Origin of the sequence: Exiguobacterium sp. SL-10, assembly GCF_004337025.1 — a bacterium.
Classification (GTDB): Bacteria; Bacillota; Bacilli; order Exiguobacteriales; family Exiguobacteriaceae; genus Exiguobacterium.
In genome coordinates this window covers 34,638-58,129 of sequence record NZ_SJUP01000013.1, presented here as the reverse complement: position 1 = coordinate 58,129, position 23,492 = coordinate 34,638, and the positions used below count along the sequence as shown (strand labels likewise).

The window sequence follows — 23,492 nt, the reverse complement described above, 5'->3', positions numbered from 1 at the left end:
CTTTGAAAAAAACTGTCAATGCCCGCCGCTCGGACAGCTACCTTCACTTTCTCGAGCATTTGACGGCCAGTTCTGTCGTAAAGTCATGATACACTAAAGGATGAGAATTCCATTGGATTGAGGAGGCTTTTCTTTCATGCCAGATACTCAAACACACATTAAACAACGAATCGAGCAAGCCCATAAACGGGCACGTGCTTGGCAACGACCGGTACTTGCCTCGTACACGTGGGAAATCCCTTCGTTCGACGCGTTTCATATTATTCAAAACACCGAAACGTCACACTACTATTTTTCGACACCCGACCGTTCCCTCGAGATGCTCGGATGTTCCGATGCGCTCGTGTTGACGGCTTCTGGTCCGGAACGTTTCCAACGTCTACAGTACGATTGGAGCCTACACCGCCGAGACGTCGACGCGGTCATTTACGCATTCTCAGGCTTCTCGTTCGACACATTCGTCCGCCCTCAAAAAAACATGTGGGAAGCGTTCGGAGAGGCGTCGTTGGTCGTGCCAAAATTTTTATATCGCCGCTCGGGCGACAAGCACACGTTGACCGTTTCAACGCTCGTCTCCGCCAAACGTTCGGTCGAACAATATTTGATTCAATTGGCCGATCAACTCGCCCAGTTCAACGCGCTACACGCGCCCGATGAACAGACACCGACATACTCGCAAGTCAAAGATGGCGTCGACCACTTCAAGTCGAGCTTCCAACAAGCCAAACTGAGTATCACCGAAGAGCGAGTCGAGAAAATCGTCATCGCCCGTGAAGAGATTTATCAGACATCGGAAGAAGCGTTCCCGTTCGCGACGACGCTACGCCATTTGTCAGAGAATCAAACGGGCAGTTACGTCTTTTTATATCAACCGAAACGAGAGATCGGATTTTTCGGGGCGACACCCGAACGACTCGTCAAAAAACAAGGACCTTATATTGAAACGGCCGCCATCGCCGGGACGATCAAACGACCGGACACAGAAATCGAATCGGAGATAGCCAAACAGACGTTGCTGCACGACACTAAAAATCTAGAGGAGCACCAAATCGTCGTGAAGGATATTAAAAACGCCCTCACGCCTTACGCCGCTACCATCAAAGCGCCGGAGTCGCCGCGCATTTTAGAGAACCGCTCGGTGTTCCATCTGCATACGCCGATTCAAGCGACACTCGACACGAACGCGTCCTTGCTATCGATTATCGAATCGCTCCACCCGACACCGGCGCTCGGCGGATCGCCGAAACGGGCGTCCGTCCGCTTGTTGCGTGAAATTGAACGATTCGATCGCGGCTGGTACGGATCACCGTTCGGGTGGTTAAACACGGACGGTGAAGGCGAGTTCGTCGTCTCAATCCGATCCGCTCTCGTCCACCATCAATTCGTGGCGTTATACGCAGGCTGTGGAATCGTCCAAGAGTCTGAACTCGACGCAGAGCTCGCCGAGACGGAAATCAAGCTCAGTCCAATCAAGCAAGCACTCGGATTAGACAAAGCACGCGCAGGAGGCCATCAAGCATGAATGAAACGTTAACGGAGTGGGTCGCCGGTCTGATGAATCGGCTCGTCGAACAAGGAATCGAGGACGTCGTGATCAGTCCCGGTTCGCGTTCGACACCGCTCGCCATGGCCGCCTACCTTCATCCGAGCGTCCGACACCATATCATCGTCGACGAACGGTCAGCCGCCTTTTTCGCCCTCGGGTTGACGCGTTCACAATCATCGCTCCGTCCGGTCGCGCTCGTCTGCACGAGCGGCACCGCTGCGACCAACTACTTTTCGGCGGTGGCCGAGGCGAATATCTCGCAACTACCGCTCGTCGTGTTGACGACCGATCGGCCGCATGAACTCCGGAACGTCGGTGCGCCTCAAGCGATCGACCAAGTCCGACTGTACGGTGAGCATGTGAAAGCGAGCATCGACCTGCCCGTTCCAGAAGCCGCTAGCCAACGCTACATGGAACAAACCGTCGCCCGCCTCGTCCAAGCGAGCATGCATACGCCGTTCGGTCCGGTCCATGTGAACATTCCGTTTCGTGAGCCGTTGTTGCCGGATATCGAGCGCTTGACGGCACTCTTGAACGGTAAAACAAAGCTGGCTGAACCGACTTATCTCAAACCGACAGGCCTCGACTTAGAACGGTTCAAACACGAGATTGATGTCAATCGTCTCGCCTTCGTCGTCGGCCCGGGAACACCACTGGCATGGCTTGAAGACATCTATGCGTCTGCACTGGCCCACCACATCCCGGTCTTCGCCGATCCATTGAGCGGGATGAGACGGTTCGACCACGTCTTGACGAACTATGACGCGTGGCTCGCGAGTGAGCATCGAGCGGAATGGGCGCTTGACGCAGTCGTCCGGTTCGGGGCCGCACCCGTCTCAAAACGGCTGAACCAGTGGCTTCATGACGTCCCGTGCGTCTTAATCGAACAACCTGGATCATTCCGGGACCCGTCGAACCGCGCTATCGTCGTGTACGGAGATGCGACCGACTACGTAGCCACCATCGCTCAAACGTATGACACCGACCTATTCGACCGTTTCGCGTTGCTCGAACGCGTCGCCGAGTCGGCAAAACCTGGCTTGAGCGGAGAAAGCGCATTGACGCGTCATTTGCTGGCGTCTCGTCTTGAACGCATCTTCGTTAGCAATAGTATGCCAATTCGCGATATCGATACGACGCTTTCAGCCGGTCAATCAACCGACGTCCTCGCCAACCGTGGGGCGAACGGGATTGACGGGATTATCTCAAGTGCACTCGGCGCCTGTTACGATACAGACCGGGCCGCGCTCTTGATTGGCGACTTGGCGTTCTATCACGACAGTAACGCCTTACAACTCGTCAAATCACATCCAGGCTCGTTCTCGATTGTTGTCGTCAATAATGACGGGGGCGGTATCTTCTCTTTCTTGCCGCAAGCCTCAATCGCACCGCAAATGTTCGAAGATCTATTCGGGACACCGCTCCACTTGAACTTACGTGGGTTCGCTGAGACATACGGACTCAGCTATCGCTTGCTCGAGCGGCCGGAAGATGTCACAGCCGCGATTGAAGCAGGCGTTCAACTGATCGAGTTTCCGTCTGATCGTGCTCGAAACGTGGCCGAGCATCGTCGTTGGACCGCTTCGCTCACGGACCGTTTGACGACGGAGAACGAGTCGTGATGCGTTCATTACGTGGTGTCTCCTATGAGGTGCTCGAACGCGGCAGCGGCCGTCCCGTGTTGATTCTACACGGGTTCACCGGTAGTGGAGAATGGATTTCCAACTTCCCCGAGTTGCCGGTCCGGCTCGTCGCCCCGTCGCTATTGCAACATGGCGGCACCGCGCAGCAAGCGGTCGAGCGCGTCAAGATGAGTCAACAAATCAAAGATTTATCGGCACTTCTCGACAGGTACGACGGTCCGTGGACGGTCATCGGCTACTCGCTCGGCGGTCGGATCGGCATGACGCTCGCTATCTATGATGATCGGGTTGCCCACTTCATCGGGATCAGCACGACACCTGGACTCGACTCAGCGACCGAACGCCGCGAACGACGGCTTCAAGACGAGAGCCTTGCGACATTTATTGAACAAAATGGCATCGAGGCGTTCGTTGAGCGATGGGAACAACTCCCGCTTTGGCATCAGACAGATGCAATGCGTCGCGCCCTTCGGCCCGAGCGGCTGGCCCAACATCCGGCCGCTCTCGCGGACAGTCTTCGCGCCATCGGGACTGGGAGCATGCCGTCGCTTTGGCCATTACTGAATCGTTTACCTCGCACCGATTTGATCGTCGGGGAGCACGATGTGAAGTTTCAACAAATCGCGCGGAATATGCAGTCGATCCGTCCCGAGATTGTAATTCATGAAATTTCGGACGCATCCCATGCTCCACATATCGAGAATGCCCAACAATTTGGTACAATGATAGAGAAATTGATTTTAGGGGGAATTTAAATGGAATCAGTAGCAAACTGGACATCGGTCCGCACGTACGAAGATATCAAGTACGAGAAGTGGAACGGCATCGCCAAAATCACCATCAACCGTCCGGAAGTACGGAACGCGTTCCGTCCGCTCACGGTCAACGAGCTCATCGACGCGTTCGCTCGCGCTCGTGACGACAAAGAAGTCGGCGTCATCATCTTGACAGGTGAAGGCGAACAAGCCTTCTGCTCAGGCGGCGACCAAAAAGTACGCGGCCACGGCGGCTACGTCGGTGACGACGAGATCCCTCGCTTGAACGTCCTTGACCTTCAACGTTTGATCCGTGTCATCCCGAAACCGGTCATCGCCATGGTGGCAGGTTACGCCATCGGTGGCGGACACGTCTTGCACGTCGTCTGTGACTTGACGATTGCAGCCGACAATGCCCGTTTCGGTCAAACTGGACCAAAAGTGGGATCGTTCGATGCCGGCTATGGTTCGGGTTACTTGGCTCGCATCATCGGCCACAAGAAAGCGCGTGAAATCTGGTACCTTTGCCGTCAATATGACGCCCAGCAAGCGCTTGAGATGGGACTCGTCAACACAGTCGTTCCACTCGACCAACTTGAAGCCGAGACGATCCAATGGTGCCAAGAGATCTTGCAACACTCTCCAACGGCTCTTCGCTTCTTGAAAGCAGCTATGAACGCCGATACGGATGGGCTCGCAGGTCTTCAACAGCTCGCAGGTGATGCGACACTTCTCTACTACACGACAGACGAAGCGAAAGAAGGACGCGACGCTTTCAAAGAAAAACGCGATCCAGACTTCGGTCAGTTCCCACGTTTCCCGTAAATCGACAAAGAGTAGCGACTTCGCTACTCTTTTTTTGGAGGTCATTCAGATGAATCGTTATTTGAAACAACATCAGCATGACGCAATGGCGCTCGTCACCGCCTCTAGTCGATGGACTTGGTCTGAGTTGATGGATGAGAGTGCGCGTTTGGCCCATTTCTTGAATCGCACCGTTCCGGATGCCCGTCACATCGGATTATTCGCCGCCAACAGCGCTGACTACGTCATCGCCGTCCATGCCGTTCAGCTTCTCGGAAAAGTGCTCGTCCCCTTTAATACACGGCTGACGACGAGCGAACTCGCGGGACAAATCGAGACGGCTGATGTCGATGTGTTGCTCGTCGATGCACCGATTGATCACCCGATCGAGCAACTCGTCGTGACGTCCCGAGATGAAACGGCAATCCTCACATCGTACGATTGGCAAAACGAGGACGTCATGTCGCTTATGTTCACCTCAGGAACGACCGGACGCCCCAAAGCCGTCCAACAGACGTTTGGCAATCACATCGCAAGCGCCGAAGCGGCCAACTCTCACCTCGGCTACGAGGCGAGCGACCGGATGCTCGTCGTGACGCCGCTGTTTCATATGAGCGGGCTCGCCCAAGTATATCGGAGCGCCCGTTTCGGCTCGACACTTTATGTCGAATCGAAGTTTGATGTCGCCCGGACACTCGAGTTGATCGTGACGGAACGAATCACCCACATCTCACTCGTTGCGGTCATGCTCCACCGTCTGCTCGATGCCGGCTTGTCCCGCCATCAGTTGCGCCTCCTTCTCGTCGGCGGAGGCCCGGTACCAAAGCCACTGCTCGAAGAAGCCGAGCGGCGGCAGTTACCTGTCGCCCAAACATACGGGATGACCGAGACGTGTTCACAAGTTGCGACGCTCTTACCATCCGAGGCGCTGGCTCACCTCGGTTCAAGCGGTCAAGCCATCGCTCCGACACGGATTCGAATCAATCCGGACGGGGAAATCGAAGTGAAAGGTCCGACGGTGACTCCCGGCTATTATCAGCAACCTGAGGCCGACACCTGGACCGACGACGGTTATTGGCAGACCGGCGACCTCGGCACGATGACGGACGGTTATTTGTATGTCCATGACCGCCGTAGTGATTTAATCATCTCTGGCGGCGAAAACATATATCCGGCTGAAATCGAGAGTGTTCTCTTACGTTGTCCGGGTATCGAGGACGTCGGCGTCATCGGCCGTCCTGACCCGACGTGGGGAGCAGTTCCAATCGCCTTCACGGTCGGCTCGTTCGACCTCGACCAAGCGAAACAATTGCTGCACGACCGTTTGGCGGCATATAAGCATCCGAAAGATTGGATTGCGATCGACATACTCCCACGTAACGCCAACGGAAAATTGATGCGTCATCGTCTAAAGGAGGCCGACCATGATTCAACGCGCTGAACTATATATCGTTCCCCTCACGTTCAAACATCCGATCGTCACCGCCCACGCCGTCTTGACGACGAGACGAACCGTCATCCTCCGCGTCGAGACGGTCGACGGAATAATCGGATACGGAGAAGGTGTCGCGTTCGAGACACCTTGGTATACGGCCGAGACGGTACGCTCTGTCACGGAGGTATCTGCCTTGATTGTCCAACTATTGAAAGGCATGACGTTGTCCGCTGCCTCGTTTGGTACTCAAGTCAATTCCATCATCGGACATCAGATGGCAAAAGCGATGTGGGAAAGCGCATTATGGGAGATTGAAGCCGCCCGTTCGAACATGACGTTAAAGCAATACCTCAAAGCGGGAGACACCGTCTCGTGCGGCCGAACAATCGGCATCGGTCTGCTCAGTCAAACACTGAACTCGATTGAGGCGGCACTCGATTCTGGATTTGAACGCATCAAATTAAAAGCGTCCCCGCACGAACTGCTTCCCGCGCTCAGTGAGATTCGTAGCGTCTTTCCGGATGCCCCGCTCATGATCGATTTGAACGGCAGTGGCTCGGAGCAACCACTCGACTGGTTCGAGGCGTTAGACGCCTATCGCCTATTGATGATCGAACAACCGTATCCAAGTCAACATTGGTCCGCATCGGCCGATTTACAGACGAGACTCGAGACTCCGATTTGCCTCGACGAATCGATTACCGACGTCAAAGACCTCGAAACGATGAACCGGCTCAAAGCAGGCAGGATCGTCAATATTAAACCGGCCCGTGTCGGCGGGTTGAATGCGGCACTCGCGATTCGTGACAGCGACACCCCATATTGGGTCGGAGGGATGTACGAGTCCTCAATCGGCCGCTATCACACGCTCTTATTCGCTTCATTGAGCGGAGCCGCTTATCCGGCTGATATGGCCGGAACGAGCGCTTACTTTGAGACCGACCTACTCGACACCCCACTCGAGGTTGCGAACGGACAGCTGCTTCTCCCCGACCAGGTCGCACCGGATTGGACAATCATCAAGCGACTGAGCGAAGAGACGATCCGACTCATCTAAAAAAGGCGGCAGACACGAGGTCTGCTGCCTTTTTCATGGTTAACGGAACGTGCCCGTCAACACTTCATAGCCATCTTTCGTAACGACGACTGTATGCTCGAACTGCGAGACGAAGCTGTTATTCGGGGTGAACAACGACCAACCGTCCTCTTCCGATTGATAGACGATTTCATCTTTCGTCGAGATGAACGTCTCGACGGCAATGACTTGTCCTTCTTTCAAGATGTCGTTCTCTTCACGGCTATAGTAGTTTGAAATCGTCTCCGGCTCACCGTGAAGCGTGCGACCGAGGCCATGGCCCGCCAAGTTACGGATGACCGTGAAGCCATTCTTACGGGCATCGGCATAAATCGCTTTCCCGATTTGATTGACCTTGACCCCAGCCTTCACTTTGCTGAGACCTGCTTCGAGCGAAGTCAATGACACCTCGACCAAACGCTCGTGTTTCGCGGATTTCGGCGTTCCTGCGATGACCGTACGTCCTGTGTCCGCATAGTAGCCGTCCTTCACAGCCGATACGTCGACGTTGACCACGTCCCCGTCCTGGATGACGAGGTCACCCGGAATCCCGTGAGCTGCGACCTCATTGATGGAAATACACGTATATCCTGGAAACTCGTACATCGTGATCGGTGCCGAGGCGGCCCCTTCCGCTTCCAAAATACGTTGCCCAATCTCATCCAACTGTTTCGTCGTCATGCCCGGTTTGACCGCTTTCGCCATCTCGTCGCGGGCCAAGGCGACAATCCGCCCGATCTCGCGCAATGCATCGTAATCATAATCCAACATATTTTTTCCCTCTCAATCTAATAATCGATTTTGGTATAAGAACTCTTCGGATAAATCCGCAAACAGAAACATGCCGTCCGGTAACGGATAACTGAACGTCCGCGTCACTTCGTTCGAACTGAAGTCGCGATAATCCTCGGACAAATAACCTCGTCCGCGCACGTCCATTGCCGCCATCGTTCGAATGAAGTACGGCCGGAAGCTCCAATTGTAACCGCGATACGTGTTATCGACCGTCCAAGCGGACTGCGTCTGATAGACGTTCGCACTTGTTTGGAAGCCCGTTTGGTCCGTCAAATAGTAACGGACGAACGTCCCTTCGAGTTTCGGGGCGATGTGGAGCAGCCATTCATCTTTCTTATCCCGCGACCATTTCCCACTTTGGACGAGGTCGTGGATTTGTTTATGGAGTTCGAACTCGAGCTCATACAAGCGCTTGATCCGCTCTTGGTCATGCAGGAAGAAAGACGGCACTTCTTGCGTCAACACGCTCATTCCCTTCGCTTCGCGCGGCGGTGTCGCATCGTGTTGACCGAGGAGACTTCCCATATAATAACGTCCGCCGTGACGCCATGCATAGCGTAGCTGTCCAAGATGGTCGATTGATTTATAGAGGAGCGGCGCCCCAAGACGAGACGCGATATATTCCATCGTCTGTAGCATTTGCGGATACGTGACCGACAACGTCTTCTTCTCGACCATCGTCGCCAAATCGACGAGCAGCATCTCAGGTGCGACAGTCATGATATCTTCGATGCTCGTTGACTCCGCAAAGTCGAGCGCCACTTTGACACCGGAAGAACGATAATACTGGACGACACGGGACAAACGCGATACGTCGACGAGATCGGTCCCTTGGAGCGTCACATAAATGCGATGAAGCGGAAAATTCAATTCTCGAAGCGGAGCCAAAAACGCCTCGCCACCTTGCTCGAGAATCCATTCTGAACGACATCGGAACGTGACGAATTGCGTCGCATCTCGTAACTGCTCGGCCGCTAAACGCTCCATCCGTTTAGCGATATCGAGCTGGTATTCGAGTGGAACGTCATCGTCATAAAAGAATGGGGTGAGCGATTCACCCCTGAACTGTCCATGCACCATATACCCCTCTACTTGAAAGGTAGCAGCCCCGAGAATCGGTTCAAATGTCACTTCGACTTCCTCCGGGTTCATCATCACATCCACTGCATCCACTTTGATCACCTCGTCTTTTTTCTAAACACGAAAGCGAGCTGGGTTCAGCTCGCTCGTGTATGCACATACATATAGGCACCGAAACAAGCAATGAAATATACGATACTCATCACGCCGTAGCCAATCCCCATCTTCCCGCCGACGCCAATGGACATCACAAGCCAAATCATGGCGCCGAACAAGAGCGTGGCGACCGGGATATATCGGAAGTTCGGACGCTCGGTCCGCGTTATAATCGGTTTCAAAGCCAGGACGCACGCCATTAGTATGACGAGACCAAAACCTAGTTCAATCATCCGTTGACACCTCATTCTTCTGTCTCTACTCGTTTAGTGTAGCATGACACCAAAAAAAAAACCGCAAATCCACTTAGGGAGATGCGGTTTTTGGTTATTGATTAGTCACGCGGACGGCGTGGGCCACGGTCGTCTGAACGACGACGGTCTTCTCCACCCGTGCGTTTGCCACGGTATCCACCGCCGCCACCGCTGCGTCCACCACGGTCACCGCCACCACGACGTTCGCCGCCGCCACTGCGATTTCCACGGTATCCACCACGGTCGTTGCGTCCACCTTGACGTTTGACGCGAACTGGTTCTGCATACGAGATTTCAACCGGAGTTGAATCTGGCTCTTTCGTCAATCCACGAAGTGCCGCTGCAAGAAGCTCGACTGCCTCGTATTCTTCAAGAAGCTCAGTCGCAAGTTGCGTGTAAGCTTTGAAGTCGCCCGCTTGTACACGTTCGATCAATTCTTCAGCCGATTGCTTTTGGTTGCCCTCGAGCACTTCTGAGATTGTCGGTACGTGACGACGGTTCATTTTCTTGTTCGTTACGCGTTCAATTGCTTTGACTTGACCGAATTCACGTGGCGTGATGAACGTAAGGGCTGTACCTGTTTTACCAGCGCGGCCTGTACGTCCGATACGGTGCACGTAGCTTTCCGGATCTTGTGGAACGTCAAAGTTATAAACGTGTGTAACACCTGTGATATCAAGACCACGGGCTGCAACGTCTGTCGCGACCAAGATGTCAATTGTGCCGTTTTTGAAACGACGGATGACTTGGTCACGTTTTGATTGCGTCAAGTCACCGTGAAGACCATCAGCCGTGTAACCACGTTTGATGAGTGCTTCTGTCACTTCGTCAACACGTTTCTTCGTACGAGCGAAGATGATGCTGAGTTCTGGCGAGTCGATGTCAATCAAACGGCAAAGCGTATCGAATTTTTGACCTTCGCGCAATTCGAGGAATTGTTGGTTGATGTTCTCAACTGTCATTTCCTTCGCTTTTACTTTGATGATTGTCGGCGACTTCATGAAGCGCTCAGCAATCTTCTTGATTTGTGGTGGCATCGTCGCTGAGAAGAGAAGTGTTTGACGTTCAGCCGGAAGGCCTTTCAAAATCATCTCGATATCTTCAACGAAGCCCATGTTGAGCATTTCATCTGCCTCGTCCAAGATCACAGTTTGGATCTCGTCGAGTTTGATCGTCTTACGCTTCATGTGGTCCATGAGACGGCCTGGTGTGGCAACGACGATTTGTGGGTTCTTTTTCAAACCACGGATTTGGCGGTCGATTTGTTGGCCACCGTAGACTGGAAGTGCGTAAACGCGCTTCGCTTCACCGATTTTGTTCAATTCTTCTGCAACTTGAATCGCAAGTTCACGTGTCGGTGCAAGAACAAGTGCTTGGACTTGACGTGCCTTTGTGTCGATTCGCTCAATTGTCGGAATACCGAAAGCTGCTGTTTTCCCTGTACCTGTTTGCGCTTGACCTAATACGTCCACTCCTGTGAGTGCGACAGGAATTGTCTCAGCTTGGATCGGTGTAGCTTCTTCGAAGCCCATTTTGAGTACACCTTTTACTAATGCTTCACTTAACTGTAAATCTTGGAATTTTGTCAAATTATATTCTCCTTTTTTCATACAAAAAACGTCTGAGGTTTAGTTCTACAGACGTTTTTCCAATGTTTCCTCGTAGTCAACTCTTACTACTATAACGCATTTGTTTCTAAAATGAAAGAAATACATTCTAAAACTTTTCATAGCCACCTGGACATGAGTTATCTTATTTCAATTTATAGCCATTGTCGAGTTTTTCAACTTGCTTTTCTTTCAGCAGTTTCCCGAGTGCGCGTTTGAACGCCGCTTTACTCATCCCGAACTCACGATCGATCACGTCTGGCGCCGTCTTGTCGCCGTAAGGCATTTGACCGCCGCGTTCTTCTATATAAGCACGGATACTTTCCGCGTCCGGGTCGATCGCTTCATAGGCCCGAGGTTTCATCGAGACGAGTACCGTCCCGTCTTGTTTCACTTGCGTCACACGTACGGTCAATTGCTCACCGAGACGTGGCCAACGTGTCATCTCTGCTTCATGTAAGAAACCGAGTGACTCATTTTCGACCCAGACGTTCACACCGACTTCGCGTCGATTGACGACGATCGCATGAACATCTTGATTGCCCCATTCTTCTTTAGCGGGACGCGCCAACAAGTTCAAGTACGCATAATGTGCCGGTTCCCCGAGAAGACGGCTCTTTTGGTCGTACTTGAGACGAATGCAAAGCTTGTCCCCTTCTTTTGGCCAATACGACCGGTTCTCAGGAAGATCATCTAATGAGACGAGCACATCCTTTTGAATCCCGATATTGACGAATACGCCCGTGTTATAGCGGACTCCTGTCACTTCATACCACTCATAGTCATCGAACGTAACGCTCGGAATCGTCATCGTCGAAGCGAGGCGCCCTTCCGAGTCATGATAAAGGAAGACACGTACCGTCTGCCCGACTGCGACTTCCTCTGTTTGTTCCTTTCGATGAAGGAGTACCTCTTCGCGACCGTTTCCGATAAACACACCAAAATCAGCTGAACGTTCCGCGACCAAGTCTACTACTTCTCCTGCTCGTAATGCCATACAATCCACATCCTTTTTCATCTATTACTGTCAGTATACCTACCTACACACGTTCCTAATCATATCACGTTCGATTTCACTGCTCCATCCAATTATGTCTAATTTGTGAACAAGAGTTCAGCAAGTTAGCGAACGAGTTGGCGGTCGTTCTAACGTCCTTATTTCAAATTTTATGACAATTTTGTGAACGTGCATTTTCCATCTAGTATCCACATTTTGAAAACGTTATTATTAAGGAAGTGTTGTTTAGCGATTTAGGTTTCAGCCATGGCCGAACGGGGGATATAAAATGTTTGATGTACAATCTCGATCATTCGCGAAGCGCTTCATGAAAGGTTTATTGATTGCTTTCTTCGCGCTACTCGCTTCACTTAGCTTCATTTTTTCTAACGGAGTCGATACAAACGTATCCTCATCCATCACGACGGTCCAAGAGTAAACGCCCTCTCCTGACAGAAGGCGTTTTTTTGTTTTGTTCCGACAGAAAAAGGGATTTTTTATGTGTTTGTCGAACGAACATAACGTTCGGCTTTTACAATTGAATCATCTGGGAAGGGAGAGTCATTCATGCTATTTTATTTTCTCACCACGATTCTTTCAGTCGTCGGTTTGTCCGTCTCGCTCCAAACCGGTTTTTTCAAAGACCCGATCGGTACATTCCTGTTCGCTGTATTGCTCGCCATGGGCTTATCTTCATTTAAACAGTTAGTCGCACAAACGAACGTCTTGCTCATCGAACGCCGCAACGAGAAAAAAATTAAACGCATCGTGGCACGCATGCATTCGAGTACGCGTAAACGTTCTACATAACGCTCGTCTTCCCCCTCCACTTTTGTTATTCTATTGTAGACAGAGAGCAAAACGGACTCAACCCGTAGGAGGCACAAACACGTATGAATGAAATCCCTTTATCGAACGAATGGCTATTACGTTATTCACCTGTCATGGAGCTATGGCTGAAAGAAGACGGCATCTTGCTCGTTGACGATGACAACCGCATTCGACTCACGCTCGAAATCGGCAGTGACCAAGTCATGCAGTTCAAGAGCATCGAACAAGACGGGGCTTACTTTGCCGTCGACCCGGTGAATAAACGAATCACGTTCGAACTCGAGGAAGAAGAAGAGGAAAGCGATTCTCGCTTCTGGGAATAAAGATTCATGCCGAAGAGTCGGATTCTCGTCAAGAGAGGAAGACTCTTTCTTCGTGTCTAGACTTATAACTGAACGATCGAGAGGAGAAATATGTATGATCCGCACCGCCATCTGGTTTATCGCCTTTTTCGCCGTCTTACCGCTGACGCTTCCGTTTTATCCGAAAGCAAAACGTCTGACACCACCTGAACGTTACGCGTACGTTCAAACCGTCGCCTATCAATGGGCAAGTTTTCTACTCCGCATTGCCGGCACCCGTGTCCGCGTTCACGGTCAAGAAAACATTCCGAACGAACCGGTCGTCTACGTCGCGAACCACCAAGGGAACTTTGATGTCCCGATCATGATTACGGCAACGAAACATCCGAAAGCGTTCATCTCAAAAATCGAAGTTCAAAAATTCCCAATCATCCCACGCTGGATGGAGCTGATGGGCTGTATCTTTATCGACCGCGGTGACCGCCGCCAGTCCATTAAAGCGATTCGTTCTGGTGTCGAGACAATCCAATCAGGACAGTCGATTATCGTCTTCCCAGAAGGCACCCGCTCAAAAGGCGGGCCGATTAAAGAATTTAAAGCCGGTAGCCTGACGCTCGCCACTTCAAGCGGCGCCAAGATTGTCCCGGTCGCCATCAAAGGAAGTCACCATTTGCTCGAGACGAAAAACCGTATCACCCCGGGTACGGTCGACGTCACCTTTTTACCGGTCATCGACCCGGCCGACGTCCCGAACAAAGAAATCGCCGCGCTTGCGGAAACGATGATTCGCCGCGTCGTTGAAGGAGAAGAATCATGAGTTTATTAGCAATCGAAGGGATCCATAAAGAATTTGCAGATAAAGTGTTATTCGATGACGTCACGATGACCATCCATCCGGGCAATCGCATCGGTGTCATCGGCGTCAACGGCTCCGGAAAGTCGACGTTCTTAAAAATCATCGCCGGCGTCGAGACGGCAGACCGCGGTTCGATGCAACACCCGAACGATTACCGGATTCGTTATTTGACCCAAACGGTCGACTTCGCACCCGGTCAAACGATTTTAGACGCCTTGTTCACAAGTGACACCCCGTCCGTCCAGGCATTGAAGCAATACGAACTAGCGCGCCAAGCACTCGAGGCGAACCCGACGAGTGAAAAAGGCTTAGAACGCTTTATGAAAGCTCAACAAGCGATCGACGCCGCCGACGCGTGGGAGACCGAAGCAAAGCTGAAGTCGATTTTGAACCGACTCGGTCTTCCGGACGTAACGGCAGAAATCAGCTCGCTCTCCGGAGGACAACAAAAACGGGTCGCCTTGGCCGCCGCCTTACTCGACGAAGCCGACCTGTTGTTACTCGATGAGCCGACGAACGAACTCGACGCCGATACGATTGCTTGGCTCGAGACGATTCTGGCCGATTATCGAGGCGCCATCTTACTCATCACCCACGACCGCTATTTCTTGAATCGGGTCACGAACCACATTCTCGAGATTGCCGACGGGACGAGTTACTTCTATGACGGCAACTATGAGCTCTTCCTTGAGAAACGGGCCGAACGTAAGGCCCGGTCGCATTCGATGGAGCAGAAGCGCCAAAACATCTTGCGCCGCGAGCTCGCCTGGTTGCGCCGCGGTGCCAAGGCTCGGACGACCAAACAGAAGGCGCGCATCCAACGCGTCGAAGATTTGAAGCATCAAGAGACGCTCGCTGAGGATGAGGCGCTCGAAATGTCTGTCGGTTCACGCCGCCTCGGGAAGAAAGTAATCGAAGTGGAGAATTTGTCCTTTGGTTATGACGACAACTTGCTCATTCAAGACTTCACATGGCTGTTCGGACGACGTGAACGGTACGGCATCGTCGGACCGAACGGAAGCGGGAAGACGACACTCATGAACTTGCTCGCCCACCGCCTCGAACCGACGAACGGAACGGTCATCCACGGTGAGACGGTCCATCTCGGGTATTACGGACAACAAGTCGAATTCGAAGACACGACGCGCCGCGTCATTGACGAGATCGAGCGCATTGCCCAAGTCATCTATACGCCGGACGGCGAGACGATCACGGCCAGTCAGATGCTCGAACGCTTCTTATTCACACCGGACGCACAATATAAACTAATCGCTAAGCTGTCTGGTGGTGAGAAACGCCGCCTCGTCTTGCTCCGAATTTTAATGGACGAGCCGAACGTGCTATTTTTAGATGAACCGACGAACGATCTCGATACGGAGACACTGTCTGTCCTTGAAGACTATTTGGAGTCGTTCCCAGGGACGGTCATCGCTGTCAGTCACGACCGCTATTTCTTAGACCGCATCGCCGAACAGCTCATCGCCTTTGAAGATGGGACGATCAACGTCTATCATGCGGAGTACAGTGACTATTTGGCCACGCTCCAAGAACAGACGAAGCAACAAGTGAAGAAAGAATCGAAAGAAAAGAAAGAGCGCGTCAAAGTCGACGTCGTCAAATTCACTTTCAAAGAACAGAAGGAATGGGAGACGATCGAGGATGACATCGCATCTCTCGAGTCTGACATTGAAGCAGCGGAGGCCCGACTCGCTGCAGCCGGAAGCGACCTCGGCAAAGTGAATGAACTGTACGCCGATATCGCCTCTTTAAAAGAAGCACTCGACGCGAAAATGGAGCGTTGGGAATATTTATCGGAGCTCGATGAACAAATTCAAGCACAGAAGAAATGAAAACAAGGATCACGTGTCGGCGTGATCCTTGTTTGTCGTATAGCCATATACATGCACATCGTGCGCACGGTCACCTTGTCGCATATAGCGGTGAAGAGTCCCTTCCCGCGAGAACCCGTTCTTTTCGAGCATTTGTTGCGACGCGATATTCTCGGTGAAGACGATGGCCCCGATTCGCTCCATTTCGCCTGTTTGCCCGGCATAGGTTAAGGCGGCCTGGAGCGCTTCCGTGGCGTAACCGTGACGCCAGTAGTCCGGGTGAATCTCATAGCCAATCTCAGCTCGTCGATGTCGCGGTGCCCGATTGTGGAATCCGATCGTCCCAATCAAGTCGGACGTCTCTTTCGTCACGATGCCCCAGCGTATCACCGCACCGGACTCCACCCCTTCAATCATACCGGCAAGCATCTGCTCCGTCTCGGAGGACGACGTATGAGGCTCCATGCCGTAATAACGCAAGACATCGGCGTCTGAAAAGATGGTGAACAGCCGTCCGGCGTCTGTTAAGTCAAGATGTCGTAAACGGAGTCGTTCCGTTTCAATCGTTGGAAGCAAGTCGCTCACCCTTTACTGACAATGTTATGTTGAAACGCATAGACGACCGCTTGCGTCCGGTCATAGACGTCAAGCTTCGTCAAAATGTTGGAGACGTGTGTTTTTACCGTCTTCAACGAGATGTATAGTTCGTCGGCGATGACTTGGTTCGATTTCCCTTCCGCCATCAATTGCAAAATTTCACGTTCCCTTGCCGTCAGACTCTCATGCAACGTCTTTTCCGGGTGACGGAGCCGTTCGAGCATCTTGCCCGTCACTTGGGCAGCCATGACCGGATTACCGGCTGCCGTTTGACGAATCGCATCGGCGATCTCGTTGGCGTTCGCTGTCTTCAAGACGTAACTCATCGCCCCGGCTTCGATGACCGGATACACTTTTTCGTCATCTAAAAAACTTGTCACGACTAAAATTTTGGCCTCTTTCCAACTCGCCTTGATCCGCTTCGTCGACTCGACCCCATCGACGGGCTCCATCACTAAATCCATTAAGACGACATCAGGCTTCTCGGCGATGGCAAGCTCGGCCCCAGTCGCGCCGTCCGATGCCTCTCCGACGACCTCGATGTCAGGCTGCGTCGACAAGAACGCCGAGACACCAGCCCGTACCATCTCATGGTCATCAATCAATACGACTCGAATCATTGTAACCCCTCCACTTGTTGTTTCACACGCACTTCAATCTGAGTACCGACGCCAGGCACACTGACGAGTCGTAACGTCCCGCCGACCTCAGCCGTCCTCTCTCTTATCGATTGTAAGCCATATGAGGCGACTTGTGTATCATCGACATTAAAGCCGATCCCGTCGTCGTTAATTTTTAAGATGACCGTCTGTTGCACGGTCCGCATTTCGATTTCAAGCCGTTTCGCTTTCGCATGGCGAAGCGTATTGCTGATCGCTTCTTGAACGATGCGGAACAGTTCGTTCTCGGTATGGCGTGACAACTCGACTTCTTCGAGACGCCAGACGAGCTCGGTCGATTGTTTACGTGACAATTCTTCTAACAGCCGCTCGATTCCCGTCTTGAGCGTCATCCCTTCGAGTTCGACCGGACGAAGTTGCAACAAGAGCGAGCGCATTTCCGCCTGAGCGGTTTGTGCCATCACCTCGACTTGTTCGATTTGTTTGGCAGCCACGTCCGGTTTTGAAGTGATCGTCTGTTTGGCCGCCGTCGTCATCATGGAGATGGCGTATAGTTGTTGGCTGACCGAGTCATGCAGCTCCCGAGCGACACGACGTCGTTCTTCGACGACCGCCTCACTCCGTGCTTCCTCGACGCTGACAGGCCGATCCCCTACCCGTTTGGCCATCTCGACCATTTCCGTGCGTTGCTTAGCAATCCGGGCGATCCGCTCAAGCGTATCGCGGTAAGGCGACAGCGGACGGAACGTGATCTCTTTTTGATTCTCGAGCTTCCACAAGGCGATCGCCACTTCCCGGAAGTCACGTCGTAAATAAAAATAAGAACCAACCCCGAAGATGCTGCCGATCAAAACAGCGATAACGAGGATAGACACACCGAAAGGCAACCCTTCTTCACGTGTGAACAAATCTCGGAGTGAAGTCGAGTCACCTATTAAAAACGCAATCGTCACGAACAACGCCGTCAGCAAGCTGCTGAATAGCTGATGCCAGACGACCGTCCTTGGATACGAATCCTTCTTCATACGGTCATCACCTCGACACTTCCGCTCATGAGCACGATATGAATCCGGACTTTCCGTGTCGCCGCTGGATAGTCGTCCGAGGCCGTGTAAAAGCGACGGTTGAACACCGGTGAATAGTTCGACTCATCGACTTGAATCTTGCCGAAACCAATCGAGGCATCAATCGAGTAATCGTAGCCGGCCGGAATGAGAATTCGGATATCCCCGGCGAGTCCGTTCAACAACAGGAACGTCTCTCCTTCAGGGATAATGGCGCGCGATAGGTCGAGTTCGACGTCACGCAACAAAAAGAATTCATTCGTGTCTTGAAGTACGTAGTGACCGCTCTCTTTCGTCCCGAACGAAAACGCTTGTTCTTGGCGGATATGTGACTTGAACCGGCTCGATTCGAGTGGACGGTTTTTATACAGCCGATAGCCGAACATGAGCAATAAGCCGGATAACACAAAGCCGAACGCCGCCGACGAGAAGATGAGCCCGACGAGCATAATACCGCCAATCCCATAAAAGATATAACTGACCGGTTGATTGCCTTTACGACTGAAACGACGCCCAATATACAGCAGCAATAACGGAACGACCATGCTAAAGAGGACGCTGTTACCACCCGTCATGATATCGATAAATAGTCCAATCGCGAATAAAATAATCATAAAGCCGATGATTTGGCGTGTGTTCCAACGTTCCACGTTGCTTCCCCCTCTCTGACAGTATGTAACATGAAGCAAAGAAGCGATGGCCCAACAATTCGCCGGACCATCGCTGAACCGTTGCGTCAGTCTTGTTTGAAGCGACGCTCAAGTTCTTTCAATTTTGCTTCGAAATCATCTTCGTCCGCTGCATCAATTTTCTCTTCAGCAGCCGGTTCTTGTTGCTTGTCTTCTTCTTTTTTCTCTTCTTCCGTGAACGGATGTGTCTTCGACGTCTCCGCCCCGAAGATTTGATCGAGCGCACCTTTCAATAGATCCAGGTTCTCACGCATCGCAAATTCGTACCGTTTGTTTTGCATCTCATCGAGCTTCAGTCGCATCTCGAGGGCACGACGTTCAAGGGCATCGAGTTCACGTGTTCCTTCGTCGAGGAGACCTTCGAAATAACGATATTGCTCCCCGTAGTGTTTCGACTCAAGCGCCGCCCGTTCGGCGAGCTTGTCTTCGCCCGCTTGTTTGGCAAGCTCGGTCTGCTCATAACGCTTATCGGCCATCTGCTTGGCGTCATCGCGTTTCGTCGCGAGTTCCTCAAGTAATGCCTTTTGACGTTCGACGAGACGTTCGACTGACAGCGCCTCTTTCTCAGCCCCACGGATATGGCGGTTCAATTCGGCTTCCCCACTCGAACGTGGTGCCGAACGTGGACCCTCTTTTTCTTGGAACTTCTTCATTTCTTTCGATAGTTCTTTCGTCAACTCGTTAGCTAAATCACGAAACTGGTCAAATGGTGTTTTCATCTTGATGTCCTCCTTTTGAATCTTAGCGACGGTTTACAAACTTCTGCCAAACTTGATCGAACGATTGAAAGCTGCTGCGGCTCGCACGCGACCCGTCCGCATTGAAAATCTCGACGTCTTGTTTTTGGTTGGCATACATCATATACCCTTTAAACAATACCCATGCCACCACAATCCCGATTAATGCCCAAATATTCGATAAGATGGTGATGATCCCGATCACGGCAAGCGTGCCGTAACCGATTTTTGCGCCGACATGTGTCACGGCCATGAATCTGACTCCAGCCCACAGTGCTAAGAGCGCCCCCAAACCGAACATAATCATGTTCGGTAAAAAGCCGATTAGAACGAGAACTAAAGAGATCGCGGCCACAATGAACAATACTTGCTTCACCTGGCGATTCATCGATTATCCCTCCTCGTTAAGTACACTCTTATCATAATACGTTATTTTCGATAGTGCGACGAGCGGAAGGCTTGTTTTCCCTCGGTCTATAGACTGAGATGATAGCGTTCCCAAATCGTGTGTTATACTGGATGCATCGAACAATGAAAGGATGATGTTTTATGAGCACCGTATTCAACGCAGTATACACCTTGTCAGCCAATCGGAGGGCGACTGTCCTCCATTACTAAGAGGAGGATTCTATTTGAATCAAACAACAATCACAACGGGACGTGTCACGGCACAGTTCCAACATATGTACACGGTCACGACCGAAAATGCAGCCTACACGTGCAGCGTCACCGGAAAATTTCGACATGAGGCCGAAAGCGAGCGCGACTATCCGGTCATCGGTGACTTCGTCGAGTTCACCGTTCGCGAACATGGTCAAGGCGTGATTCGACGTCTCCTTGAACGGCGCACTGTCCTATCACGGGCAGCCGCCGGCAACGAGACGCGCGAACAGCTGATCTGTGCGAACGTCGACTTTATCTTGATCACGATGGCGTGCGGACACGATTTCAATCTGCGTCGGCTCGAGCGTTACTCACTTGCCGCGTGGGAAACCGGCGCCACGCCGCTCATCGTCTTGACGAAATCAGACCAAGTCGACAACACCGAGGCGCTCGTCGATGAGCTCGCTTTGACGGTTCCTGGGGTCGACGTCTTCCCTGTCAGTTCAGTCACTGGTGACGGCGTCGAAGCGTTGCGAGCCGCACTGCCGAGCGGAAGCACGATCGTGCTCGTCGGCTCGTCCGGCGTCGGGAAATCGACGCTGACGAACGCGCTCGCCGGGACGATCGTCGCTGAGACACAGGCCGTCCGCGAGAGCGATGAACGCGGTAAGCATACGACGACGCATCGCGAACTGTTTCGAATCGACGATTTGTTCGTCATCGACACCCCGGGCATGCGTGAGTTCGGGCTTTGGGACGGGGCCGATCACCTTGACGACACGTTTCGGGATATCGAGACACTCGCGGATACGTGCCGTTTCCGGGATTGTTCGCATCAGACCGAACCTGGTTGTGCGGTCCAAGGCGCTATCAAAAACGGTATGCTCGATGCGAAACGCTATCAAAGCTTCGTCAAGCTCGAGCGCGAACTCCGCTACGCCGAAAAACGACAAGCGGAAGCGGCTCGTCTCGCCGAGAAGAAGAAACGAAAAACGAAAGCGTAATCTACGACAGGAGTCACAGAAAAATTGTGGCTCCTTTTTTGACCTTCCTGATTTAGCACCAAGTCTTATCATCAATCCGATATTTGTGAACAACCGTTCAGAAATAGTTCGTCCAAATGCAGGTAAAACCCTCGAAAGTAAGCGGTTTCTCCGTTACAATGGACTCGTATTGTCAAAGCTCAAAATCGCTAGCACATAGGGAGAGACTTATGAAAACATTGAACGAACGCGCACTCGAGATGCACGCCATGCACCACGGAAAATTGGAAACGACACCGAAAGTCGATGTCGATACAAAAGAAGCGCTCAGCCTCGCCTACTCACCAGGTGTCGCCGAACCGTGCCGTCGCATCGCTGAAGATAAAGAATTGTCTTATGACTATACACTCCGCGCCAACACAGTCGCCGTCGTCTCGGACGGAAGTGCCGTCCTCGGCCTCGGCAATATCGGTCCAGAGGCCGCGCTCCCGGTCATGGAAGGGAAAGCTGTCTTGTTTAAAAGCTTCGCTGGGGTCGATGCGTTCCCGATTTGTCTCGACACGCATAACGTCGATGAGATCGTCCGGACAGTCGAACTGCTTGCACCGACGTTCGGTGCCGTCAACTTAGAAGACATCAAGGCGCCCGAATGTTTCGAGATCGAGGCGCGCCTGAAACAGACGCTCCCGATTCCCGTCTTCCATGACGACCAACACGGGACGGCCATCGTCGTGCTAGCAGGTCTCGTCAACGCCTTGCGCCTCGTCGACAAGACGATGCCTGAACTTCGGGTCGTTATGAACGGTGCCGGGGCTGCCGGCATTGCCATCGCGAAACTGTTGAAGCGTTTCGGCGTCGAAGACCTCGTCATCTGTGACACGAAAGGTGCGATTTACCAAGGGCGTGTCGAGGGGATGAACCCGTTCAAAGATCAAATCGCCAAAGCGACGAACCGGAAGCAACACGAAGGGTCGCTCGCCGACGTGCTTCAAGGTGCTGACGTCTTTATCGGTGTCTCGGCGGCGGGTGCCGTCACGGAAGATATGGTTCGTTCGATGGCTGTCGGTCCGGTCATCTTCGCACTCGCGAACCCGATTCCGGAGATTATGCCGGACCTCGCGACAAAAGCCGGGGCGCGTGTCGTTGCGACCGGTCGTTCCGACTTCGCCAACCAAGTGAACAACGTCCTCGCTTTCCCCGGTATTTTCCGCGGGGCGCTTGACGTTCGTGCCACCGAGATTAACGAAGAGATGAAAGAAGCGGCCGTCCACGCAATCGCCGACTTGTTGACCGAGGATGATTTAGCGAACGGAATCGTCATCCCGAGCCCGTTCGATGAGCGAATCGCACCGGCCGTGGCGGTCGCAGTCGCCAAAGCCGCCGTCGAGACAGGCGTTGCCAAACGTCCGCTCGATGAGGCCGCCATCCGTCAGCACGTCAGTCAAAAACATTTGTAATCCAAAACTGCGCAGACCATGACGGTCTGCGCAGTTTTTTAGACGGTTCCTTGTAAGATGCCTTCCGCCCATTCGACTTCTTCCGTCGTCGGGGGTTTAATCCCTTTGAGCGGATAGTCGAGACCGAGCGCCTCCCACTTGTAGACACCCATCTCATGGTATGGCAAAATTTCGACTTTCTCGACGTGGTCGAGTTTTTGGATGAACGCCGCCGTACGGCGAAGCGCCCCCTCATCAAGCGTCCATTCTGGGACGAGGACGTGGCGAATCCACATGTTCGTTCCGCGCTCGGATAGATGTTCAGCAAGCGCGAGCGTGTTGACGTTGCTACGTCCCGTCAGCTTCTTACACATGTCATCATCGATATGTTTGATATCAAGCAAGACGAGATCCGTATGGTCCAAAATCGCGTCCAAGTTAGGGGGACGGAGTGCACCCGATGTGTCGAGTGTCGTATGAAGCCCGTGTTTCTTCGCTTCCCGCAAGAGCGCCTCTAAAAACTCTGGTTGCGCGAGCGGGTCGCCCCCTGAAATTGTGATACCGCCTTTTGACGCTTCCATGAACGGACGATAGCTGAGCGCTTCTTGAATGACGTCCTCGGCCGAACGATGGTTATTCTTTTTGAAATCCCACGTATCAGCATTATGGCAATACAAGCAACGAAGCGCACAACCTTGTAAAAAGACGATAAAACGAATTCCCGGGCCGTCAACGGTTCCAAACGATTCGACCGAGTGTACATATCCCATTGTCATCGAAATGACCTCCTAACGAATG

Annotated in this window: 25 protein-coding genes; 13 read left to right on the top strand and 12 right to left on the bottom strand. The window is 52.5% G+C overall.

Annotated features, from left to right (window positions below; all coding sequences use genetic code 11):
* Positions 1-136 precede the first annotated feature (136 nt).
* Genes EVJ33_RS12955 through menC form a run of 6 tightly spaced genes read left to right on the top strand, consistent with a single transcriptional unit; the run spans position 137 to position 7,240 of the window.
* Positions 137-1,522, top strand: a complete 1,386-nt coding sequence (locus EVJ33_RS12955; RefSeq protein WP_131437782.1) for an isochorismate synthase — start codon at positions 137-139, stop codon at positions 1,520-1,522.
* The gene (menD, locus tag EVJ33_RS12950) at positions 1,519-3,168 is read left to right on the top strand and encodes a 2-succinyl-5-enolpyruvyl-6-hydroxy-3-cyclohexene-1-carboxylic-acid synthase (RefSeq protein WP_131437780.1); all 1,650 of its coding nucleotides are present in this window, start codon (positions 1,519-1,521) and stop codon (positions 3,166-3,168) included. The genes EVJ33_RS12955 and menD overlap by 4 nt, the downstream gene beginning before the upstream one ends.
* Complete coding sequence (locus EVJ33_RS12945; protein ID WP_131437831.1) at positions 3,168-3,944, top strand: alpha/beta fold hydrolase; 777 nt, start codon at positions 3,168-3,170, stop codon at positions 3,942-3,944. Before menD ends, EVJ33_RS12945 begins: the two co-directional genes overlap by 1 nt.
* Positions 3,945-4,769, top strand: coding sequence for a 1,4-dihydroxy-2-naphthoyl-CoA synthase (menB, locus tag EVJ33_RS12940; protein ID WP_131437778.1), 825 nt, complete (start codon positions 3,945-3,947; stop codon positions 4,767-4,769).
* Positions 4,770-4,818: 49 nt separating this feature from the next.
* The gene (gene menE, locus EVJ33_RS12935; protein ID WP_131437776.1) at positions 4,819-6,189 is read left to right on the top strand and encodes an o-succinylbenzoate--CoA ligase; all 1,371 of its coding nucleotides are present in this window, start codon (positions 4,819-4,821) and stop codon (positions 6,187-6,189) included.
* Positions 6,173-7,240 (top strand): o-succinylbenzoate synthase, encoded by a 1,068-nt coding sequence (gene menC, locus EVJ33_RS12930; protein ID WP_131437774.1) that lies wholly within the window; start codon positions 6,173-6,175, stop codon positions 7,238-7,240. Before menE ends, menC begins: the two co-directional genes overlap by 17 nt.
* Before the next feature lie 39 nt (positions 7,241-7,279).
* Here menC and map read toward each other — a convergent pair whose 3' ends face one another.
* From map to EVJ33_RS12905, 5 genes are all read right to left on the bottom strand, one after another.
* Positions 7,280-8,029, bottom strand: coding sequence for a type I methionyl aminopeptidase (map, locus tag EVJ33_RS12925; protein ID WP_131437772.1), 750 nt, complete (start codon positions 8,027-8,029; stop codon positions 7,280-7,282).
* A gap of 12 nt (positions 8,030-8,041) precedes the next feature.
* Entirely contained in the window at positions 8,042-9,226 is a 1,185-nt protein-coding gene (locus tag EVJ33_RS12920; RefSeq protein ID WP_131437770.1) for an EAL-associated domain-containing protein, read from the bottom strand.
* A gap of 44 nt (positions 9,227-9,270) precedes the next feature.
* Positions 9,271-9,522 (bottom strand): hypothetical protein, encoded by a 252-nt coding sequence (locus EVJ33_RS12915; RefSeq protein ID WP_131437768.1) that lies wholly within the window; start codon positions 9,520-9,522, stop codon positions 9,271-9,273.
* A 101-nt stretch (positions 9,523-9,623) separates the two neighbouring features.
* The gene (gene cshA, locus EVJ33_RS12910; protein ID WP_201739712.1) at positions 9,624-11,132 is read right to left on the bottom strand and encodes a degradosome RNA helicase CshA; all 1,509 of its coding nucleotides are present in this window, start codon (positions 11,130-11,132) and stop codon (positions 9,624-9,626) included.
* A 163-nt stretch (positions 11,133-11,295) separates the two neighbouring features.
* Positions 11,296-12,147: a CvfB family protein gene (locus EVJ33_RS12905; protein ID WP_131437766.1), complete on the bottom strand. Its 852-nt coding sequence runs from the start codon at positions 12,145-12,147 to the stop codon at positions 11,296-11,298.
* Between the two features lie 289 nt (positions 12,148-12,436).
* On the opposite strand from EVJ33_RS12905, the gene EVJ33_RS15570 reads away from it, so the two are divergent.
* The 5 genes from EVJ33_RS15570 (at position 12,437) to EVJ33_RS12885 (ending at position 15,986) form a co-directional block, all read left to right on the top strand.
* Complete coding sequence (locus EVJ33_RS15570; RefSeq protein ID WP_201739711.1) at positions 12,437-12,586, top strand: hypothetical protein; 150 nt, start codon at positions 12,437-12,439, stop codon at positions 12,584-12,586.
* 128 nt (positions 12,587-12,714) lie between these two features.
* Positions 12,715-12,957 carry a hypothetical protein gene (locus tag EVJ33_RS12900; RefSeq protein ID WP_131437765.1) on the top strand — a complete coding sequence of 81 codons (243 nt, stop codon included), beginning with the start codon at positions 12,715-12,717 and terminating at the stop codon, positions 12,955-12,957.
* A gap of 83 nt (positions 12,958-13,040) precedes the next feature.
* Entirely contained in the window at positions 13,041-13,301 is a 261-nt protein-coding gene (locus EVJ33_RS12895) for a hypothetical protein (RefSeq protein WP_034781079.1), read from the top strand.
* Between the two features lie 94 nt (positions 13,302-13,395).
* Positions 13,396-14,097 (top strand): lysophospholipid acyltransferase family protein, encoded by a 702-nt coding sequence (locus EVJ33_RS12890; RefSeq protein ID WP_131437763.1) that lies wholly within the window; start codon positions 13,396-13,398, stop codon positions 14,095-14,097.
* The gene (locus tag EVJ33_RS12885) at positions 14,094-15,986 is read left to right on the top strand and encodes an ABC-F family ATP-binding cassette domain-containing protein (protein WP_131437761.1); all 1,893 of its coding nucleotides are present in this window, start codon (positions 14,094-14,096) and stop codon (positions 15,984-15,986) included. Before EVJ33_RS12890 ends, EVJ33_RS12885 begins: the two co-directional genes overlap by 4 nt.
* A gap of 9 nt (positions 15,987-15,995) precedes the next feature.
* Here the strand turns inward: EVJ33_RS12885 and EVJ33_RS12880 are convergent, their stop codons facing one another.
* The 6 genes from EVJ33_RS12880 to EVJ33_RS12855 form a co-directional block, all read right to left on the bottom strand.
* Positions 15,996-16,541 (bottom strand): GNAT family N-acetyltransferase, encoded by a 546-nt coding sequence (locus EVJ33_RS12880; RefSeq protein WP_131437759.1) that lies wholly within the window; start codon positions 16,539-16,541, stop codon positions 15,996-15,998.
* 5 nt (positions 16,542-16,546) lie between these two features.
* Complete coding sequence (locus tag EVJ33_RS12875; RefSeq protein WP_034781089.1) at positions 16,547-17,182, bottom strand: response regulator; 636 nt, start codon at positions 17,180-17,182, stop codon at positions 16,547-16,549.
* On the bottom strand, positions 17,179-18,207 hold the full coding sequence (locus EVJ33_RS12870) for a sensor histidine kinase (protein WP_131437757.1): 1,029 nt from the start codon (positions 18,205-18,207) through the stop codon (positions 17,179-17,181). Before EVJ33_RS12870 ends, EVJ33_RS12875 begins: the two co-directional genes overlap by 4 nt.
* The gene (gene liaF, locus EVJ33_RS12865; protein WP_131437755.1) at positions 18,204-18,896 is read right to left on the bottom strand and encodes a cell wall-active antibiotics response protein LiaF; all 693 of its coding nucleotides are present in this window, start codon (positions 18,894-18,896) and stop codon (positions 18,204-18,206) included. Before liaF ends, EVJ33_RS12870 begins: the two co-directional genes overlap by 4 nt.
* 86 nt (positions 18,897-18,982) lie before the next feature.
* Positions 18,983-19,654 (bottom strand): PspA/IM30 family protein, encoded by a 672-nt coding sequence (locus EVJ33_RS12860; RefSeq protein ID WP_131437753.1) that lies wholly within the window; start codon positions 19,652-19,654, stop codon positions 18,983-18,985.
* A gap of 22 nt (positions 19,655-19,676) precedes the next feature.
* Positions 19,677-20,060, bottom strand: a complete 384-nt coding sequence (locus EVJ33_RS12855; protein WP_131437751.1) for a lmo0954 family membrane protein — start codon at positions 20,058-20,060, stop codon at positions 19,677-19,679.
* Positions 20,061-20,304: 244 nt separating this feature from the next.
* Here EVJ33_RS12855 and rsgA point away from each other — a divergent pair, with 244 nt between their 5' ends.
* Together rsgA and EVJ33_RS12845 are read left to right on the top strand one after the other, a co-directional pair.
* Positions 20,305-21,279 carry a ribosome small subunit-dependent GTPase A gene (gene rsgA, locus EVJ33_RS12850; protein WP_131437749.1) on the top strand — a complete coding sequence of 325 codons (975 nt, stop codon included), beginning with the start codon at positions 20,305-20,307 and terminating at the stop codon, positions 21,277-21,279.
* 209 nt (positions 21,280-21,488) lie between these two features.
* A complete protein-coding gene (locus EVJ33_RS12845) occupies positions 21,489-22,715 on the top strand; it encodes an NAD(P)-dependent malic enzyme (protein WP_131437748.1) in 1,227 nt (408 codons plus the stop codon).
* 38 nt (positions 22,716-22,753) lie between these two features.
* Here the strand turns inward: EVJ33_RS12845 and pflA are convergent, their stop codons facing one another.
* Complete coding sequence (pflA, locus tag EVJ33_RS12840) at positions 22,754-23,470, bottom strand: pyruvate formate-lyase-activating protein (RefSeq protein WP_131437746.1); 717 nt, start codon at positions 23,468-23,470, stop codon at positions 22,754-22,756.
* Between the last annotated feature and the right edge of the window lie 22 nt (positions 23,471-23,492).

Coding starts and splice junctions, on each gene's coding strand:
- EVJ33_RS12955 (WP_131437782.1), top strand. CDS start 137: ATGCCAGATACTCAAACACACATTAAACAACGAATCGAGCAAGCCCAT.
- menD (WP_131437780.1), top strand. CDS start 1,519: ATGAATGAAACGTTAACGGAGTGGGTCGCCGGTCTGATGAATCGGCTC.
- EVJ33_RS12945 (WP_131437831.1), top strand. CDS start 3,168: ATGCGTTCATTACGTGGTGTCTCCTATGAGGTGCTCGAACGCGGCAGC.
- menB (WP_131437778.1), top strand. CDS start 3,945: ATGGAATCAGTAGCAAACTGGACATCGGTCCGCACGTACGAAGATATC.
- menE (WP_131437776.1), top strand. CDS start 4,819: ATGAATCGTTATTTGAAACAACATCAGCATGACGCAATGGCGCTCGTC.
- menC (WP_131437774.1), top strand. CDS start 6,173: ATGATTCAACGCGCTGAACTATATATCGTTCCCCTCACGTTCAAACAT.
- map (WP_131437772.1), bottom strand. CDS start 8,029: ATGTTGGATTATGATTACGATGCATTGCGCGAGATCGGGCGGATTGTC.
- EVJ33_RS12915 (WP_131437768.1), bottom strand. CDS start 9,522: ATGATTGAACTAGGTTTTGGTCTCGTCATACTAATGGCGTGCGTCCTG.
- EVJ33_RS12905 (WP_131437766.1), bottom strand. CDS start 12,147: ATGGCATTACGAGCAGGAGAAGTAGTAGACTTGGTCGCGGAACGTTCA.
- EVJ33_RS15570 (WP_201739711.1), top strand. CDS start 12,437: ATGTTTGATGTACAATCTCGATCATTCGCGAAGCGCTTCATGAAAGGT.
- EVJ33_RS12900 (WP_131437765.1), top strand. CDS start 12,715: ATGCTATTTTATTTTCTCACCACGATTCTTTCAGTCGTCGGTTTGTCC.
- EVJ33_RS12895 (WP_034781079.1), top strand. CDS start 13,041: ATGAATGAAATCCCTTTATCGAACGAATGGCTATTACGTTATTCACCT.
- EVJ33_RS12890 (WP_131437763.1), top strand. CDS start 13,396: ATGATCCGCACCGCCATCTGGTTTATCGCCTTTTTCGCCGTCTTACCG.
- EVJ33_RS12885 (WP_131437761.1), top strand. CDS start 14,094: ATGAGTTTATTAGCAATCGAAGGGATCCATAAAGAATTTGCAGATAAA.
- EVJ33_RS12875 (WP_034781089.1), bottom strand. CDS start 17,182: ATGATTCGAGTCGTATTGATTGATGACCATGAGATGGTACGGGCTGGT.
- EVJ33_RS12870 (WP_131437757.1), bottom strand. CDS start 18,207: ATGAAGAAGGATTCGTATCCAAGGACGGTCGTCTGGCATCAGCTATTC.
- EVJ33_RS12860 (WP_131437753.1), bottom strand. CDS start 19,654: ATGAAAACACCATTTGACCAGTTTCGTGATTTAGCTAACGAGTTGACG.
- EVJ33_RS12855 (WP_131437751.1), bottom strand. CDS start 20,060: ATGAATCGCCAGGTGAAGCAAGTATTGTTCATTGTGGCCGCGATCTCT.
- EVJ33_RS12845 (WP_131437748.1), top strand. CDS start 21,489: ATGAAAACATTGAACGAACGCGCACTCGAGATGCACGCCATGCACCAC.
- pflA (WP_131437746.1), bottom strand. CDS start 23,470: ATGACAATGGGATATGTACACTCGGTCGAATCGTTTGGAACCGTTGAC.